General features: G+C 69.0%; 14 protein-coding genes. 8 read left to right on the top strand and 6 right to left on the bottom strand.

What is annotated here, in order from left to right:
• Positions 1-233: 233 nt before the first annotated feature.
• A complete protein-coding gene (locus C0461_RS09980) occupies positions 234-998 on the bottom strand; it encodes a FadR/GntR family transcriptional regulator (protein ID WP_292106364.1) in 765 nt (254 codons plus the stop codon).
• Between the two features lie 290 nt (positions 999-1,288).
• On the opposite strand from C0461_RS09980, the gene C0461_RS09975 reads away from it, so the two are divergent.
• Both C0461_RS09975 and C0461_RS09970 read left to right on the top strand, forming a co-directional pair.
• A complete protein-coding gene (locus tag C0461_RS09975; protein ID WP_292106365.1) occupies positions 1,289-3,622 on the top strand; it encodes a glycoside hydrolase family 3 N-terminal domain-containing protein in 2,334 nt (777 codons plus the stop codon).
• A gap of 67 nt (positions 3,623-3,689) precedes the next feature.
• Positions 3,690-6,542, top strand: a complete 2,853-nt coding sequence (locus C0461_RS09970; protein ID WP_292106359.1) for a glycosyl hydrolase 115 family protein — start codon at positions 3,690-3,692, stop codon at positions 6,540-6,542.
• Here the strand turns inward: C0461_RS09970 and C0461_RS09965 are convergent, their stop codons facing one another.
• Both C0461_RS09965 and C0461_RS09960 read right to left on the bottom strand, forming a co-directional pair.
• A complete protein-coding gene (locus C0461_RS09965; protein ID WP_292106352.1) occupies positions 6,543-7,244 on the bottom strand; it encodes a DUF1499 domain-containing protein in 702 nt (233 codons plus the stop codon). It abuts the gene before it with no gap.
• A gap of 404 nt (positions 7,245-7,648) precedes the next feature.
• Complete coding sequence (locus C0461_RS09960; RefSeq protein WP_292106351.1) at positions 7,649-9,274, bottom strand: long-chain-fatty-acid--CoA ligase; 1,626 nt, start codon at positions 9,272-9,274, stop codon at positions 7,649-7,651.
• A gap of 166 nt (positions 9,275-9,440) precedes the next feature.
• Here C0461_RS09960 and udk point away from each other — a divergent pair, with 166 nt between their 5' ends.
• Both udk and C0461_RS09950 read left to right on the top strand, forming a co-directional pair.
• A complete protein-coding gene (gene udk, locus C0461_RS09955) occupies positions 9,441-10,088 on the top strand; it encodes a uridine kinase (protein ID WP_292106348.1) in 648 nt (215 codons plus the stop codon).
• A 101-nt stretch (positions 10,089-10,189) separates the two neighbouring features.
• Positions 10,190-10,828, top strand: coding sequence for a TetR/AcrR family transcriptional regulator (locus C0461_RS09950; protein ID WP_292106345.1), 639 nt, complete (start codon positions 10,190-10,192; stop codon positions 10,826-10,828).
• Here the strand turns inward: C0461_RS09950 and pdxH are convergent.
• Positions 10,819-11,481 carry a pyridoxamine 5'-phosphate oxidase gene (pdxH, locus tag C0461_RS09945; RefSeq protein WP_292106343.1) on the bottom strand — a complete coding sequence of 221 codons (663 nt, stop codon included), beginning with the start codon at positions 11,479-11,481 and terminating at the stop codon, positions 10,819-10,821. The two genes, C0461_RS09950 and pdxH, sit on opposite strands and share 10 nt — an antisense overlap.
• 89 nt (positions 11,482-11,570) lie before the next feature.
• On the opposite strand from pdxH, the gene C0461_RS09940 reads away from it, so the two are divergent.
• Genes C0461_RS09940 through C0461_RS09930 form a run of 3 tightly spaced genes read left to right on the top strand, consistent with a single transcriptional unit; the run spans position 11,571 to position 13,678 of the window.
• A complete protein-coding gene (locus tag C0461_RS09940) occupies positions 11,571-12,293 on the top strand; it encodes a DnaJ C-terminal domain-containing protein (RefSeq protein WP_292106340.1) in 723 nt (240 codons plus the stop codon).
• A 12-nt stretch (positions 12,294-12,305) separates the two neighbouring features.
• Entirely contained in the window at positions 12,306-13,424 is a 1,119-nt protein-coding gene (aroC, locus tag C0461_RS09935; protein ID WP_292106337.1) for a chorismate synthase, read from the top strand.
• On the top strand, positions 13,421-13,678 hold the full coding sequence (locus tag C0461_RS09930; RefSeq protein ID WP_196838378.1) for a hypothetical protein: 258 nt from the start codon (positions 13,421-13,423) through the stop codon (positions 13,676-13,678). The genes aroC and C0461_RS09930 overlap by 4 nt, the downstream gene beginning before the upstream one ends.
• A 10-nt stretch (positions 13,679-13,688) precedes the next feature.
• Here the strand turns inward: C0461_RS09930 and galU are convergent, their stop codons facing one another.
• Positions 13,689-14,573, bottom strand: coding sequence for a UTP--glucose-1-phosphate uridylyltransferase GalU (gene galU, locus C0461_RS09925; RefSeq protein WP_292106334.1), 885 nt, complete (start codon positions 14,571-14,573; stop codon positions 13,689-13,691).
• 164 nt (positions 14,574-14,737) lie between these two features.
• Between galU and C0461_RS09920 the strand changes: the two genes are divergently transcribed.
• The gene (locus C0461_RS09920) at positions 14,738-15,025 is read left to right on the top strand and encodes a hypothetical protein (protein ID WP_292106332.1); all 288 of its coding nucleotides are present in this window, start codon (positions 14,738-14,740) and stop codon (positions 15,023-15,025) included.
• Here C0461_RS09920 and C0461_RS09915 read toward each other — a convergent pair.
• Positions 15,012-15,564 (bottom strand): SIS domain-containing protein (locus C0461_RS09915; RefSeq protein ID WP_292106330.1); only part of this gene is annotated, 553 nt, incomplete at its 5' end. The two genes, C0461_RS09920 and C0461_RS09915, sit on opposite strands and share 14 nt — an antisense overlap.

Below are 15,564 nucleotides of genomic sequence, written 5' to 3'. Positions count from 1 at the left end.
GAGATAACGCTCCAGATACAGCGCCGTCATGTCCGGGTTCGCAGGGTTGTCGAACCACAGACGGGAGCGGAGAGGCTTGGTCATTCGGGCCTGTCGGTCAGGGCCGCCGGCGAGCCGGGGGCGAAGGAAACACGCCGGGCAGATGGCGACCCGTGGTCTCCGAACAGCGCCCGTATTAGTCGGACAAATAGACGTGTCTCAAAAGTCGGACAAGAGCCAAAAAAGAACGCCGATCAGGCGCGGGGGCGTTGCTGCAGGGCGCGGGCCGTGTCGTGCAGGGCCATCTCCACCAGTTCGGTCATGGCCGCGCGCGCCGCCTCCGGCCCGCCCGAGGCGATGGCGTCGAACACCTTCCAGTGGTCGGGCATGGGATCGCGCGGCAGCTCCTTCTTCCGCTCCTTGTAGACTGTGGTCCAGCGGACGCCCGCGCCGATGGTGCTGGCCAGGCTGAGCAGGGGCGGATTGTCCGTGGCCTCCAGGATGGTGGCGTGGAACTCCCGGTCCGCGCCCTTGCCCTCCTCGGTGTTCAGGCCGTGGCGCTCCATGGCCATCAGGGCCTCGCGCATGCGGGTCACCTGTTCGGGGCTGCGGCGCTGGGCGGCCAGGGCGGCGGCGGCGGGCTCGATGATCAGGCGCAATTCGAACAGACCCTTGACCAGGGCGGGGCTGGGCTCTGTCTCGAACGACCAGGCCAGCACGTCGGGATCCAGCAGGTTCCAGCGCGCCTCGGGGTTCACCCGGGTGCCGGTCTTGGGCCGGCTCTCCACCAGCCCCTTGGCCGCCAGGATGCGGATAGCCTCGCGATAGGCGCTGCGGGACACCTCCAGACGCTCGGAGAAATCGATCTCGTTCTGGAGAATCTCACCGGGCTTGTACTGCCCGGAGACGATGGCCACGCCCAGGTCATGGGCGATGACGCCATGGATGCGGGCCGGGCTGCGTACGGGCTTGCCGATGCGCCGGTCCCCTCCGGTTCTGGGTTTCTTTTCGGGCGCCATGGGCGAGGATTCTGCTCCGTGCGGCATTCAGGGCGGGCGTGGTCGCAGGCCCGCGTGTTGTGCGAGAAATGGCTATGCGACGTTCTGAAGCGCCATGCAATCGTCAGACCATTGGTTGACCGGCGCGGCCGGATGCCGTCTAAATGATGATAGCGCTACCAAGCCGGTCGCTGACGAACTGGCGGGAGCGAGGGAGGACGCACATGACCAAATGGGACCGGCCGGAGCGATTCCGGCGAGGACGGGCGATCACCGCCTTCGGGGCCGCCCTGGCCATCACGCTGGCGCCGATGCAGCCGGCCTTCGCTTTTCAGCAGGAACAGACGCCCGTCTATCGCGACGCCGCGCGTCCGGTGGCCGACCGGGTCGAGGACCTGCTCTCGCGGATGACGCTGGAGGAGAAGGTCGGCCAGATGCAGGGCCTGTGGGAGAACAAGGGCGACGTGCAGACGCCGGAGGGCGATTTCTCGCCCGAGCGCGCGTCGGCCGCCTTCCCCCATGGTCTGGGCCAGATCTCCCGGCCGTCCGACATGCGCGGCGTCGATCCCACCACCAACGGCGCGGCGGGCGTCACCGAGGGCGCCGTCAACCGCGACGGCCGCCAGACGGTGGAGTACATCAACGCCGCCCAGCGCTGGGCCACCGAACAGACCCGTCTGGGCATCCCGCTGATCTTCCACGAGGAGTCGCTGCACGGCTACACCGCCCGCGGCGCCACCAGCTTTCCCCAGTCCATCGCCCTGGCCAGCACCTGGGACCCCGAACTGCTCACCCGGGTGTTCAATGTGGCCTCCCGCGAGATGCGCGCCCGCGGCGTGCACCTGACCCTGGCGCCCGTGGTGGATGTGGCCCGCGACCCCCGCTGGGGACGCATAGAGGAGACCTATGGCGAGGATCCCCACTTGGTGTCCGAAATGGGTCTGGCGGTCATCCGCGGCTATCAGGGCGACACCCTGCCGCTGGCCGAGGACCGGGTCTTCGTCACCCTCAAGCACATGACCGGCCACGGGGAGCCCGAGAACGGAATCAACGTCGGCCCCGCCCAGATCTCCGAGCGGGTGCTGCGCGAGGTGTTCTTCCCGCCGTTCGAGCGGGCGGTGCGCGAGCTGCCGGTGCGCTCGATCATGGCCTCCTACAACGAGATCGACGGCTTGCCGTCCCACGCCAACCGCTGGCTGCTGCACGACGTGCTGCGCGAGGAGTGGGGCTATGACGGCCTGATCGTCTCGGACTATTTCGCCATCCGCGAGATGGTCACCCGCCACCAGATGTTCGCGGACATCCAGGACGCCACCGTGCGGGCCATGGACGCCGGGATCGACATCGAGCTGCCCGACGGCGAGGGCTTCGTGCATCTGCCCGAACTGGTCGCCCAAGGCCGCGTGTCCGAGGCCCAGATCGACGCCGCCGTGCGCCGCATCCTGACCATGAAGTTCGAGGCGGGCCTGTTCGAGAACCCCTATGCGGACCCCGAAACCGCCGACGCCCTGACCGCCACGCCGGACGCCATCGCCCTGGCCCGTCAGGTGGCCGGCCGCGCCATCACCCTGCTGAAGAACGACAACCAGACCCTGCCCCTGCGCGCCCAGGGCCTGGGCCGTCTGGCGGTGCTGGGGACCCATGCGGTGGACACCCCCATCGGCGGATACAGCGACATCCCGCGCCATGTGGTCAGCGTGCTGGAAGGGCTCGAGGCCGAGGCCGAAAGCGGCGGCTTCGAGGTGGTTTATTCCGAGGGCGTGCGCCTGACCGAGAGCCGTGAGTGGGCCGCCGACGAGGTCAATCTGGTCGATCCGGCCGTCAACGCCCGCCTGATCGAGGAGGCCGTCGCGGTTGCCCGCCAGTCCGACGTCATCGTCATGGTGCTGGGCGAGAACGAACAGCTCAGCCGCGAGGCCTGGGCCGAGAACCATCTGGGCGACCGCGCCGACCTTCAGCTGGTGGGCCAGCAGATGGATCTGGCCCGCGCCATCTTCGCCCTGAACAAGCCCACCATCGTGCTGCTGCTCAACGGCCGCCCGCTGGCCGTCGGCGAACTGGTGGAGCGGGCCGACGCCCTCATCCAGGGCTGGTACCTGGGGCAGGAGACGGGCAACGCCGTCGCCGACGTCCTGTTCGGCCGGGTCAATCCCGCCGGCCGGCTGCCGGTCACCATCCCACGCTCGGTGGGCCAGTTGCCGGTGTTCTACAACCACAAACCGACCGCGCGCCGGGGCTATCTGTTCGATGAGACCAGCCCGCTGTTCCCGTTCGGCTACGGCCTCAGCTACACCAGCTTCCAGATGTCGGCGCCGCGCCTGACCAACCCGACCATCCGCGTCGGCGAGGCGGCCCAGGTGCAGGTGGACGTCACCAACACCGGCCGTGTGGCCGGCGACGAGGTGGTGCAGATCTATGTCCGCGACGACCACGCCTCGATCACCCGCCCCGTGCTGGAGCTCAAGGCTTTCGAGCGGGTCACCCTGCAGCCGGGCGAGACCCGCACGGTGACCCTGGACCTGTCGCCCGACGCCCTGTCCCTGTGGGATCTGAACATGCAGCGGGTGGTGGAGCCGGGAACCTTCACCATCCACGCCGGACCCAACTCGGTCGATCTGCAGTCCACCACCCTGACCGTACGCTGATCCTCCCCGACCGCCCGTCGTTCCTTCGGGAGCGGCGGGCGGCGCCTTTTCGCGACAGGAGGCGTGCATGCCGCGTTTCGTGACGGGCCTTCTGGCCCTTTGTCTTCTGTGGCTCGGCGCGGCCCTGCCGGCGGCGGCCTGCGAGGGTCCGGGCGCGGTCTGCCCCGGCGCCGCGTCCGGCGAGGCCTTCGCCCTGATCGCCTCGGGCCGTCCCGCCGTGGTGCGCACCGATCCCGGTGATCAGGCGGGCCTGCTGCGCGCCGTCGCCGACCTGCGCGGCGACCTGGAGCGGGTGTCCGGTTCGCCCTCGCCGCTGGGTCATGACGCCGGCGAAGGGCTGGCGGTCATCGTCGGAACCCTGGGCCGCAGCGCCGTCATCGACGCCCTGGTCGCCGAAGGCCGTCTGGACGTCTCGGACGTGGCCGGCCAGTGGGAGGCCTTTGTCCAGCAGGTGATCGACAACCCGGCTCCGGGCGTGGACCGGGCCCTGATCATCGCCGGGTCGGACATGCGCGGCGCCATCTATGGCGTCTATGATCTGTCAGAGCGCATGGGCGTCTCGCCCTGGGTCTGGTGGGCCGACGTTCCCGTGGCCCGTCAGGGCGACCTGCACGTCCTGCCCGGCCGCCGCGCCGACCGCCCCCGCGTGCGTTATCGCGGCATTTTTCTGAACGACGAGAATCCGGCCCTGTACGGCTGGGTCAACGAGACCTTCGGCGGCTTCAACCACCATTTCTACACCCGCGTGTTCGAACTGACCCTGCGGCTCAAGGGCAACTATCTGTGGCCCGCAATGTGGGGCAAGGCGTTCTCCGACGACGACCCGCTCAACGCCGTGATGGCGAATGAGTACGGCGTGGTCATCGGAACCTCCCATCACGAACCCATGATGCGCGCCCATGTGGAGTGGGAGCGCTACGGCGTGGGCGCCTGGGACTACACCACCAACCCCGACGCCCTGCGCCGGTTCTGGCGCGAGGGCGTGGCGCGCATGGGCGGGCACGAGAGTCTGGTCACCGTCGGCATGCGCGGCGATGGCGATGAGGCCATGACCGAGGACACCGCCACCGCCCTGCTGGAGACCATCGTGGCGGACCAGCGGGCCATCATCGCCGAGGTCACCGGCCGCGACCCCGCCGAAACGCCCCAGGTCTGGGCCCTCTACAAGGAGGTTCAGGACTATTACGACGACGGCATGCGGGTTCCGGACGACGTCACCCTGCTGTTCGCTGACGACAACTGGGGCAACATCCGCCGCCTGCCCGCCCCGGGGTCCGAGCGGCCCGGCGGCTACGGCGTCTATTTCCACTTCGACTATGTGGGCGGCCCCCGGAACTACAAATGGCTCAACACCACCCAGGTCGAGCGCACCTGGGAGCAGATGAACCTGGCCTGGGAATACGGCGCGGACCGGCTGTGGATCGTCAATGTGGGGGACCTCAAGCCCATGGAGCTGCCCATCAGCGCCTTCCTGGCCCAGGCCTGGAATCCCGAAGCCATGACGCTGGAGGCCATGAACGGCTTCACCCGCGGCTGGGCCGCGCAGCAGTTCGGTGAGAGCCACGCCGACGAGATCGCCGACCTGCTGCGGCACTACACCCGCTACAATTCCCGGCGGAAGCCGGAGCTGATCGGGCCGGACACCTTCAGCCTGATCCATCACGACGAGGCCGGGCGGGTGACGGCGGACTGGGCGGATCTGGCCCGCCGCGCCGACGCCGTGCGCGCGGTCCTGCCGCCCGAATACGACGACGCCTTCGTCCAGCTGGTGTGGTTCCCGATCCACGCCAGCGGCAATCTGACGGCCCTGCATGTGGAGACGGGACGCAACCGCCTCTACGCCGCCCAGGGCCGCGCCGGAGCGGCCGAGGCGGCGGCCGGGCGGGTGCGTGAGCTGTTCGCCCGGGATGGGGAGCTGACCCGCATCTATCATGAGGATGTGGCCGACGGAAAATGGCCCCACATGATGTCCCAGACCCACATCAGCTACACGTACTGGCAGCAGCCGGACGAGGACGTCCTGCCCGATCTGGCCGAGGCGGCGCCGGTCGCCGGCGCGGCTCTGGGCCTGGCCATCGAGGGTCAGGTGTGGGCCTGGCCCCGCACCCCGGAGCCCCCGCGCCTGCTTGCCCTGCATCGTCATGGGGTCGAGAGCCGCTGGATCGACCTGTTCGACCGGGGCGACCAGCCCGTCGCCTGGACGCTTGAAGCCAGTGAGCCGTGGATGCGGCTGTCAGCGACCGAAGGCCGGGGCGACACGCGCGTGCGCATCTCGATCGACTGGTCGGCGGCGCCCGAGGGGCAGGCCGAAGGCGCGGTGCGGGTGCGCGGCGCCGATGGCGCCGACATCACCGTCATTGCGCCCATCCTCAATCCCGTCGCCTCGGTCGAGCCCGGCCGTTTCATCGAGGCCGACGGCCATGTGACCATGGAGGCCGGACACTACGCGCGCGCCGTCGCGGCCCATGGCGTGGAGTGGCGGGTCATCCCGGGTCTGGGCCGCACCCTGTCGGGCGTGACCACCACGCCCTCCACGGCCCCGGCGTCGGAACCGGGGGAGGGCGCCCGTCTCGAATACGACGTCCACCTGTTCACACCGGGGGAGGTCGAGGTGCGGCTGGTGCTGTCGCCGACGCTGGACTTCACCGGCGGCGAGGGCCTGCGCTACGGCGTCTCCATCGGCGATGGACCGGTCCAGATCGTGACCATGAACCCCACCGACACCGACGCGGCGTGGGAAGGCGATGTGGCCAACGCCGTGGCCGTCCACGTCACCCGGCACCGGATCGAGACGGCCGGTCCGCACACGGTCAGGGTCTGGCGCATTGATCCGGGGGTCGTCATCCAGCGGGTGATGATCGTCCGCGACGGCGCGCCGGACAGCTATCTGGGACCGCTGGAGAGCGCCCGAGCCGAGTGACTATTCCGCGGCGCGCAGGCGCTCGCTGATCTGGCCCGCCAGACGGCAGGCCTCGCCGCCGTCGGGACGGCCTTCGCGGCCGGACACCCGCACATCGGTGCGGCCCGGCCGGATGCGCAGCACCGCGTCGTGGCTGAATCCGAACCAGAAGCCTTGGCGCGTGCCCTCGATGCGGAACGGCGAGGTGCCCACCACGGTGAAGCCCGCCGCCTCCAGCGCCGCCTCGCCCACCTCGGGCGCCACCTGGGTGCGGGCCGACACGGCCTGATCGCAGTCGGCGGCGAAACGGACGGCCAGGGGCGCGGCGCCGGCCCGGTCGCGCTGCGCGCCGATCACCCCGGAAAAGCTCAGGGGCTCGCCCCAGTCGCTGGCGGCTTCATGCACCTGCGGGTGGGCGGCCAGGGCCTGGCGGTGCGCGATGTGCAGATACAGGGTCACGCCCGCCGCCAGCACGGCCACAAGCGCGTACAGCCCGCGCCGCTTCACATCGCCCATGGCCAGCAGCACGGTGGTCAGGGCCGCGCCCGCGCTGACCCAGGCCAGCCGCCAGCCCCAGACCAGGGTCAGCTGCTCATAGCCCAAACGCCAGTCGATCAGCCCGACCCGCGTGCCGAAGGCCGCCGCGAACCCCAGCACCGGCGCCGCCAGGGCGATCAGAAACGCCGCCGTCAGCCAGACGCCGCCCTGTCGTGATCCGCCCATGCCGAAACCTCCCGCCGTTGTGGCCGAGACCCTGCCCCCAAATCCCGCTTTCCGAAAGTCCAATGCCCGTATTTTCAGGGGGCGGAGCCTCGGCAGGGCTTTTTTACGCCCACGCCCTCGGTGGTCCCTTATCATCGCCGGGCGGAGCGAGTGGCCCTCCATGCTCGAACGGCCAGGCGTGCAGGTGGATTTCGGACAGTCTGAAATCGCGCGGGATCAGGGAGCTGAGAAAATATTTATGTAAAACAATGACAGTCGGATCGCGTCCAAGGGATTTCGGACAATTCGGACTGTCTTTTTTTCGGCCCGCTGAGTCTGAAATCAGACCAGCCCGGCTCCGCCCCCGTTGTCATCCCGGAAGCGCCGCAGGCGCTATCCGGGACGGGATGCCGAGGTGTGTCCAATCACACCGTCGGCAAGGTGTAGTCCTTGAACTCCTCGCGCAGGATTTTCTTGTCGATCTTGCCGGTGGCGCCCAGCGGGATGTCGTCCACGAAGACCACATCGTCGGGCATCCACCATTTGGCGATCTTGCCTTCGAGGAAGTCGAGGAACTCCTGCTTGTCGGCGGTCTCGCCGTCCTTCAGCTTGACCAGCAGAAGGGGCCGCTCGTCCCATTTGGGATGGGCGATGCCGATGACGGCGGCCAGCGACGCCTTGGGGTGGCCCACGGCCACGTTCTCGATGTCTATGGAGCTGATCCACTCGCCGCCGGACTTGATCACGTCCTTGGCCCGGTCGGTGATCTGCATGAAGCCGTTGGGGTCGATGTTGGCCACGTCGCCGGTGTCGAAATAGCCCTCGTCGTCCAGGATGTTCCCGCCTACGTCCTTGAAATAGCTGGACGCCACGGTGGGGCCGCGCACCATCAGCCGGCCCACCGCCTCGCCGTCGTGGGGCAGCTTCTCGCCCTCGTCGCTGACCAGCTTCAGTTCGATGCCCACCGGCGGGCGGCCCTGTTTCAGGCGGAACGGCATCTGCTCGTCATAGGACAGGTGCGCGATCTCCGGCGTCGGGGTCGAGACGGTGCCCACCGGCGAGGTCTCGGTCATGCCCCAGCCCTGGCGCACGTCCACGCCCAGGTCGTGGAAGCCGCGCACCAGCGCCTCGGGCAGGGCCGAGCCGCCGATCAGCACGTTCTTGAGGGTGGAGAATTTCAGGTCGTTGGCGGCCACATGCTGCAGCAGCATCTGCCACACGGTGGGCACGGCGGCCGAGAAGGTCACGCCCTCGGCCTCGATCAGCTCATAGATGGCCTCGCCGTCCATCCGCGCGCCGGGCATCACCAGCTTGGCCCCCACGGCGGGGGCCGAGAACGCCACGCCCCAGGCGTTGGCGTGGAACATGGGCACCACCGGCAGGATCACGTCCGAGCCGGTCACGCCCATGATGTCCGAGCTCATGGTGATCAGGGTGTGCAGGAAGTTGGACCGGTGCGAGTACAACACCCCCTTGGGGTCGCCCGTGGTGCCCGAGGTGTAGCAGAGCCCGCAGGCGGTCAGCTCGTCGAAGCCGCCCCAGGTGAAGTCCTCGGACTGCTCGGAAATGATGTACTCGTAGCACTCCGCGTTGGGCAGCCTGGTCTCGGGCATCGAGACCTCGTCGGTCATGATGACCACCCGCTCCACCGTCGGGCAGTGGGCGATGATGGCGTCGAGGATCGGCACGAAGGTCAGGTCGACGAAGATGACCTTGTCCTCGGCGTGATTGATGATGAAGGCGATCTGCGAGGGGTGCAGGCGCGGGTTCAGGGTGTGGCACACCGCGCCCATGCCCATGATGCCGTACCAGGCCTCCATGTGGCGCGCGGTGTTCCAACCCAGGGTGGCGACCCGGTCGCCCACCTTGACGCCCCATCCGGCCAGGGCGTTCGACACCCGCTTGGCCCGGCGGTGCACGTCCGCATAGGTGGTGCGGACGATGGGGCCTTCCACCGTGCGGGTGACGATCTCGCGGTGGCCGTGCCAGACGGCGGCGCGATCGATGATCCGGTCGACCGTCAGCGGCCAGTCCTGCATTCGTCCCAGCATGCATCCCTCCATATGCGCCTTGTTGAGTGCGGCGCTTTTCAATCTGAAGCTACGTTGGTGATCGACGTTAAGCAACGTGACGCTAGGGCAGGCAAGGCGCCTGGCCTTGGCTGCCCCGCCCAGAAAGCCCTAAAGGACGGCCTTCGTCTATCGCGGAGCGCACCCCTTGAGTCTTCTCATCGCCATCACCGGAGGATCCGGCTCGGGCAAGAGCACCCTGGCCCAGGCCCTGGCGCACGCGCTGGGGCCGGACCAGGCCGTCGTGGTGCTGGAGGACTGGTACTATGTGGACGCCGCCGCCCTGCCGGACTTCGACCCCGCGGCCTTCGACTTCGACCATGTTGCCGCGCGGGATCACCATCTATTGGCCGAGCACCTGTCCGAGCTGAAGGCCGGCCGGGCGGTGCAGGCGCCCATCTACTCCATGATCCATCATGGCCGCGAGCCGGGCGGAATCCCTGTGCCCGCCGTACCCGTGGTGATCGTGGAGGGCATCCACCTGCTGGCGACCTCGGCGTTGGCCCATCTGTTCGACCTGAAGGTCTTCGTCGACACCCCGGCCGACATCCGCTTCATCCGCCGCCTGCTGCGGGACCAGGCCGAGCGCGGCCGCACGGCCCGCTCGGTGATCGACCAGTACCTGAAGACCGTCCGCCCGGGCCACGAACGTTTCACCGAACCGGGCCGCGCCCTGGCCGACTTCGTGGTGGCGGACCAGACCGCGGCTGTGGTGCTGGAGGACGTCCAGGCGGTGGACCGCCTCGCCGCCCCGGTGCTGGCGCACCCCATCCTGAAGGCCTTCCGCGGCACCTGACGGAAACCGACGTTTCTGTGTCTTGCCTTGCCAGCCCGCCTCGCGGACCATTGTTATGGTTAAATCCGCAGATGCACCTGAGCAGGAGACGGCCGCTTTTCATGACAGGGAACGCCCACGGGGGCGATGACGCCGAAGGCCTCCGTCATAAGCGCAAGGATCTGCTGAACGTCGCCCGTCGCCACTTCATGGCCGAGGGCTACGCGGCCGCCCGCATGGAGGCCATCGCGCGGGACGCCTCGGTCTCCACGGCCACCCTCTACGCCTTCTTCCCGTCCAAGACCGACCTGTTCACCCGGGTCATCGACGACGCCTCGGATGATTTCTCCCGCCAGCTCCAGGGGGTCCAGGTGCGCGGCGGAACCGTGCGCGAGCAACTGACCGCTTTCTCGGAAACCTACGCCGCCTTCCTGGACGATCCCTTCGTGCGCGCGGTGTTCCGGCTGGTCATGGCCGAACGCAAGCGGTTCGAGCCGACAGCCGACCGCTTCTTCGAACGGGGCCGCGCCGAGATCGGCGGGGTCCTTATGCGGGTGATCGACGAGCATGTGGCGGCTGGCGCGCTGAACGTCGAGCGCCCCTCATGGGCGGCGGGCCAGCTCATGGGCATGATCGAGCATCCGGTCTTCTTCGTGCCCATGGTGACGGGCGAGAGGGTGCGGAGCCGCCGCGAGGTCCGGTGCATCGTCGGCCAGGCCGTGGACACCTTCCTGGCCCGCTACGGGACCGGTCAGGGATAGAGCCGGGTCCGGCGCCAATGCTCGCCTTCCCGGTCGAACCGCAGACGATCATGCAGACGAAAGGGCCGGTCGCGCCAGAACTCGATCTGCCGGGGGATCACGCGCCAGCCGGTCCAGTATTCGGGGCGCGGCGGCTCCGCGCCCTCGAACCGCGCCTCCGCGGCCCGCACGGCGGCTTCAAGCGTTTCCCGACTGTCCAGCGGACGGGACTGGGTCGAGGCCCAGGCGCCGATCCGGCTCTCTCGCGCCCGGCTGGCGAAATAGGCGTCCGCCTCGGCTTCGCTGACCGGCTCGATGGCGCCGCGCACCCGCACCTGGCGGCGCAGGGATTTCCAGTGGAACAGCAGGGCGGCTTTCGGCTGGTCCGTCAGCTGGCCGCCCTTGGCGCTGCTGCGGTTGGAATAGAAGGCGAAGCCCCGCTCATCCACGCCCTTCAACAGGACCATGCGGCAGTCCGGCAGGCCGTCGCTGTCCACCGTGGCCAGGGCCATGGCGTTGGAGTCGTTGGGCTCGGAGCGCCGGGCGTCCGCCATCCATTCCAGGAACAGCGGCAGCGGCGCCTCCCGCTCGAACTGGGCCTCATCGGCATTGGCGGCCAGCTGGGCGGCGTAGTCCTCGGCGGTCGGGGTCGGCGGAATCGGATGATCGCTCATGGCCTGTTCTTAGCCCCTCGACATCCTTTGGGGGAGGGGGAGCGTCACGGTTAACTTCGCCTTGACCATATTGTCCGCCAATCGGGGTCATGAGCGCCCAGACCCTGACCCTGCGCGACGCCTACGGCCTTCTGGGCTTGCACGGCCCCGTGGAGCCGCGTCGCCTGGCGGAGCTGTTCCGTGCGGCGGTGAAGGCCGCCCGCCCGGACCAGCCCGGCGGCGACGCCGACCGCTTTCGCCGCGTCATCGAGGCCTATCGGCTGATCCAGAAGCGCGGCGGCCTGGGCCCGGCGCTGGACGCGCCCCAGGCCCGCCCCATGCCGCTTCCGGTCGTGGTGCTAAGTCCACTGGAAGCCATTCACGGCGCCTGCGCGACGGTGGCCCTGCCCGGACGCGGCGCCCTGCGCATCATGGTCCCGGCGGGACTGCGCACCGGCGAGCATGTGCGCCTGAGACGCGCGGCCGCGGACGGAAGCGACCTTTATCTGCCCGTGCTCATTCGCGCCGCTGACGGCCTCACGGTCCTTGGCGACGATCTGTTCATGACCAGCCCTGTGGACCCGCGCCTGCTGGTCGACGGCGGGCGGTTGGAGATCGACACCCATGCCGGGCCGCGCCAGGCGTGGGTGGTCGGCGGCATGGCCGGGCCCGTGCGTCTGTGCCTGAAAGGGCTTGGCTTGCCCGCACGCGGGGTCCGTCCGGCCGGACGCCTGTTCGTGACCCTGGAGGCCATGGCCGGCGCGCCCTCGGCGGCCGAGCACCTGCTGGCCCGCTTCAGTTCGGTGTGGACGTCCGAGCGCCTCGCGGCCTAAGCGTTTCAGGCCATGTCTCACAACACCTTCGGCCATCTGTTCCGCGTCACCACCTGGGGTGAAAGCCATGGCCCGTCCATCGGCTGCGTCATCGACGGCTGCCCGCCGGGCATCTCCCTGACCGAGGCGGACATCCAGCCGTGGCTGGATCGGCGCAAGCCCGGCGGCTCGCGCTTCGTCACCCAGCGGCGCGAGGCGGACCAATGCCGCATCGTCTCGGGGACCTTCGACGACGGCGAGGGACCGGTCACCACCGGCGCGCCCATCGCGGTCCTGATCGAGAACACCGACCAGCGGTCGAAGGACTATGGCGAGATCGCCCGCGCCTTCCGGCCGGGCCATGCCGACTACACCTATCAGGCCAAATACGGGGTACGGGATCATCGCGGCGGCGGCCGGTCATCCGCGCGCGAGACGGCCTGCCGCGTTGCCGCGGGGGCTGTGGCGCGCAAGGTTCTGGGGGAGGGCGTGAGCATCCGCGCGGGCGTGATCCAGATCGGGCCGCACCGGATCGAGGAGCACCAGGTCGACTTCGCCGCCGTGGAGCACAACGCCCTGTTCGCCGCGAACGCCGAGGTGGTTCCGGCGTGGGAAGCGTATCTCGACGACATTCGCAAGGCCGGGTCCTCCATCGGCGCGGTGGTGGCGGTGGAGGCGATGGGCGTTCCCGCCGGATGGGGCGCACCGCTCTATGGCAAGCTGGATGGCGAACTGGCTGGTGCGCTGATGTCCATCAATGCGGCCAAGGGTGTGGAGATCGGCGCCGGTTTCGAGTCCGCCGCCCTGACCGGCGAACAAAACGCCGACGAGATGCGGCTGGGCGACGACGGCGCGCCGGTGTTCCTGTCCAACAAGGCGGGCGGGGTTCTCGGCGGCATCTCCACCGGCCAGACGGTGACAGCGCGTGTCGCTTTCAAGCCCACCTCCTCGATCCTGACGCTTAGGCGCACGATCACCCGGGACGGAACCGAGACGGACCTGCGCACCAGGGGCCGGCACGATCCCTGCGTCGGCTTGCGCGGCGTTCCCGTGGTTGAGGCCATGACGGCCTGCGTTCTGGCCGACGCCATGCTGCGTCACCGGGGGCAGACAGGATGGGCCTTCCCCTCCTCCAGCGAGACTCAAATATGACGCGCATACTGTCCGCCGCCGCCATGGTCGCCGCCGCCCTGATGCTTCAGGGGTGCCTTGTAGGAACGGCCGTGGGGGTCACCGGCGCCGTGGTCGGCACGGGCGTGAAGGCCACCGGCGCGGTGATCGGCGCGGGCGTCGACGCGGTCACAACCTCGGACGCCGAGACCCTGCGGGCCGAACGCCGCGCCTGCGAGCGCCGCGTGCGTCGCGGCTCCAACGAGGACTGCCGCCGCTACCGCACCGACGATTAGAACCGGGCGACTAGAGCAGGGCCGAGATCACTTCGCGCGCGGCCGCGCCCAGATCCTCGCGCTTTAGCGCAAGCGCCACATTTGCGCGCAGCAGGCCGATCTTGTCGCCGCAGTCATGGGTCACGCCTTCATACTCAACGGCGGTGAAGGCCTGATCTCTCATCAGGCGGGCCATGGCGTCGGTCAGCTGGATCTCCCCGCCCGCGCCCCGCTCCTGGGTCTCCAGCAGGTGGAAAATCTCCGGCTGCAGGATGTAGCGGCCCGAGATGGACAGGTTCGAGGGCGCGGTCCCCTTGGGCGGCTTCTCCACCATGCCTTTCATGCCGATGCGGTTGCCGCTGCGCTCCTTCGGATCGACGATGCCGTATTTGTGGGTCATGTCCCCGGGCACCGCCTCGACGCCGATGACATTGCCCCCGACCTCTTCATAGACCTGGACCAGCTGCTTCAGGGCGCCGGGCGCCGCGTCCACGATCACGTCGGGCAGGATCACGGCGAACGGTTCGTCCGCGATGATGTCCCGGGCGCACCAGACTGCGTGACCCAGGCCCAGCGGCTTCATCTGGCGGGTGAAGCTCATCTCCCCGGCCCGCGCCAGTTCGCCGTTCATCATCTCAAGGATGTCGGTCTTGCCCTTGGCCTCAAGCTGCGCCTCCAGCTCGATCTGGTGGTCGAAATAGTCCTCGATGGCCTGTTTCGCGCGGCCGGTTACGAACACGATGTGCTCGATGCCCGCCTCGCGCGCCTCCTCCACGATGTAGCTCAGGATCGGCCGGTCCACGACGTTCAGCAGTTCCTTGGGCGTGGTCTTGGTCCCCGGCAGGACCCGGGTGCCCAGGCCCGCGACGGGCAGGACAGCCTTGCGGACACGTCGAGGGGACTTGGCGTCGATCATGGGGGCTCCAGTCTGGATCAGGGTTCGGCGAGGCCGTTGATAGGCGCTTCGGGCGGCGCTGCAAACGTCCGCGCCGCGATGCAGGGCGGAACCGCCGGGCTGGCGGACGGTTCCGCGATGTGATGTCGTGGTCGTCCGACCGATCGCATCCGAAAGGCCCTGACATGATCCGACCGTTGGCCGTCCTCACCCTGTCGCTGTCCGCCCTGGCCCTCGTCGCGTGCGGAGAGCAGGAGCCTGACGCCCCTACCGTGCCGCCGACCACGGCCGGAACCCTCGAGGTTCACGAGGACCTGATCATGCCGCCGGAAGAGGCCGAGGTGCCGCCCGCGGTTGGCCAGGAAGCTGACGCCATCCCGGACACGCCCCCGGTTCTGCCGGATCAGGGTCCTGCAGAAAGTCCCGCGGCCAGCCCGCCGCCGGCCGAGGGCGGCGCGCCTATTCGACAGTAACAGACTTGGCCAGATTGCGCGGCTGATCCACGTCGGTGCCTTTCTGCACGGCCGTGTAATAGGCCAGAAGTTGCACCGGCACCGCATAGATCAGCGGGGCTATGAAGGGGTCGCAGGGCGGAATCTCGATCCGACGCACCGCCGCGCCGTGGGGCGAGGGCGCGCCGCGTGCCGTGATCATCACCACGGGACCGCCGCGCGCGGCCACTTCCTGCAGGTTGGAGGCGGTCTTTTCGAACACCTCGTCCATGGGGGCCAGGGCGATGATGGGGGTCTCTTCGTCCACCAGGGCGATGGGGCCGTGCTTCAGTTCGCCGGCGGCGTATCCCTCGGCGTGGATGTAGCTGATCTCCTTCAGCTTCAGCGCCCCTTCCATGGCCAGCGGGAACATGGCGCCCCGGCCCAGGAACAGCACATCCGACGCCTTGGCCAGATCCTGCGCCACAGCCTTGATGTCGTCGTCGGCCTGCAGGGTTTCGGCGATCAGGCGCGGCGCCTCGAACAGGGCCTTGACCAGCCGCGCCTCCTCGTCCGGCGCT

It is taken from the genome of Brevundimonas sp., from assembly GCF_013823285.1.
Lineage (GTDB): Bacteria > Pseudomonadota > Alphaproteobacteria > Caulobacterales > Caulobacteraceae > Brevundimonas.
The sequence above is the reverse complement of the archived record's forward strand: the minus strand, read 5'-3'. Positions and strand labels throughout refer to the sequence as shown.

What these genes read in the sequence shown, in the direction of transcription:
- pdxH (WP_292106343.1), bottom strand. Translation starts at nt 11,481, where the DNA reads ATGAGCGATCATCCGATTCCGCCGACCCCGACCGCCGAGGACTACGCC.
- C0461_RS09975 (WP_292106365.1), top strand. Translation starts at nt 1,289, where the DNA reads ATGCAGCCGGCCTTCGCTTTTCAGCAGGAACAGACGCCCGTCTATCGC.
- C0461_RS09965 (WP_292106352.1), bottom strand. Translation starts at nt 7,244, where the DNA reads ATGGGCGGATCACGACAGGGCGGCGTCTGGCTGACGGCGGCGTTTCTG.
- C0461_RS09970 (WP_292106359.1), top strand. Translation starts at nt 3,690, where the DNA reads ATGCCGCGTTTCGTGACGGGCCTTCTGGCCCTTTGTCTTCTGTGGCTC.
- C0461_RS09930 (WP_196838378.1), top strand. Translation starts at nt 13,421, where the DNA reads ATGACGCGCATACTGTCCGCCGCCGCCATGGTCGCCGCCGCCCTGATG.
- C0461_RS09980 (WP_292106364.1), bottom strand. Translation starts at nt 998, where the DNA reads ATGGCGCCCGAAAAGAAACCCAGAACCGGAGGGGACCGGCGCATCGGC.
- C0461_RS09940 (WP_292106340.1), top strand. Translation starts at nt 11,571, where the DNA reads ATGAGCGCCCAGACCCTGACCCTGCGCGACGCCTACGGCCTTCTGGGC.
- C0461_RS09920 (WP_292106332.1), top strand. Translation starts at nt 14,738, where the DNA reads ATGATCCGACCGTTGGCCGTCCTCACCCTGTCGCTGTCCGCCCTGGCC.
- galU (WP_292106334.1), bottom strand. Translation starts at nt 14,573, where the DNA reads ATGATCGACGCCAAGTCCCCTCGACGTGTCCGCAAGGCTGTCCTGCCC.
- C0461_RS09960 (WP_292106351.1), bottom strand. Translation starts at nt 9,274, where the DNA reads ATGCTGGGACGAATGCAGGACTGGCCGCTGACGGTCGACCGGATCATC.
- C0461_RS09950 (WP_292106345.1), top strand. Translation starts at nt 10,190, where the DNA reads ATGACAGGGAACGCCCACGGGGGCGATGACGCCGAAGGCCTCCGTCAT.
- aroC (WP_292106337.1), top strand. Translation starts at nt 12,306, where the DNA reads ATGTCTCACAACACCTTCGGCCATCTGTTCCGCGTCACCACCTGGGGT.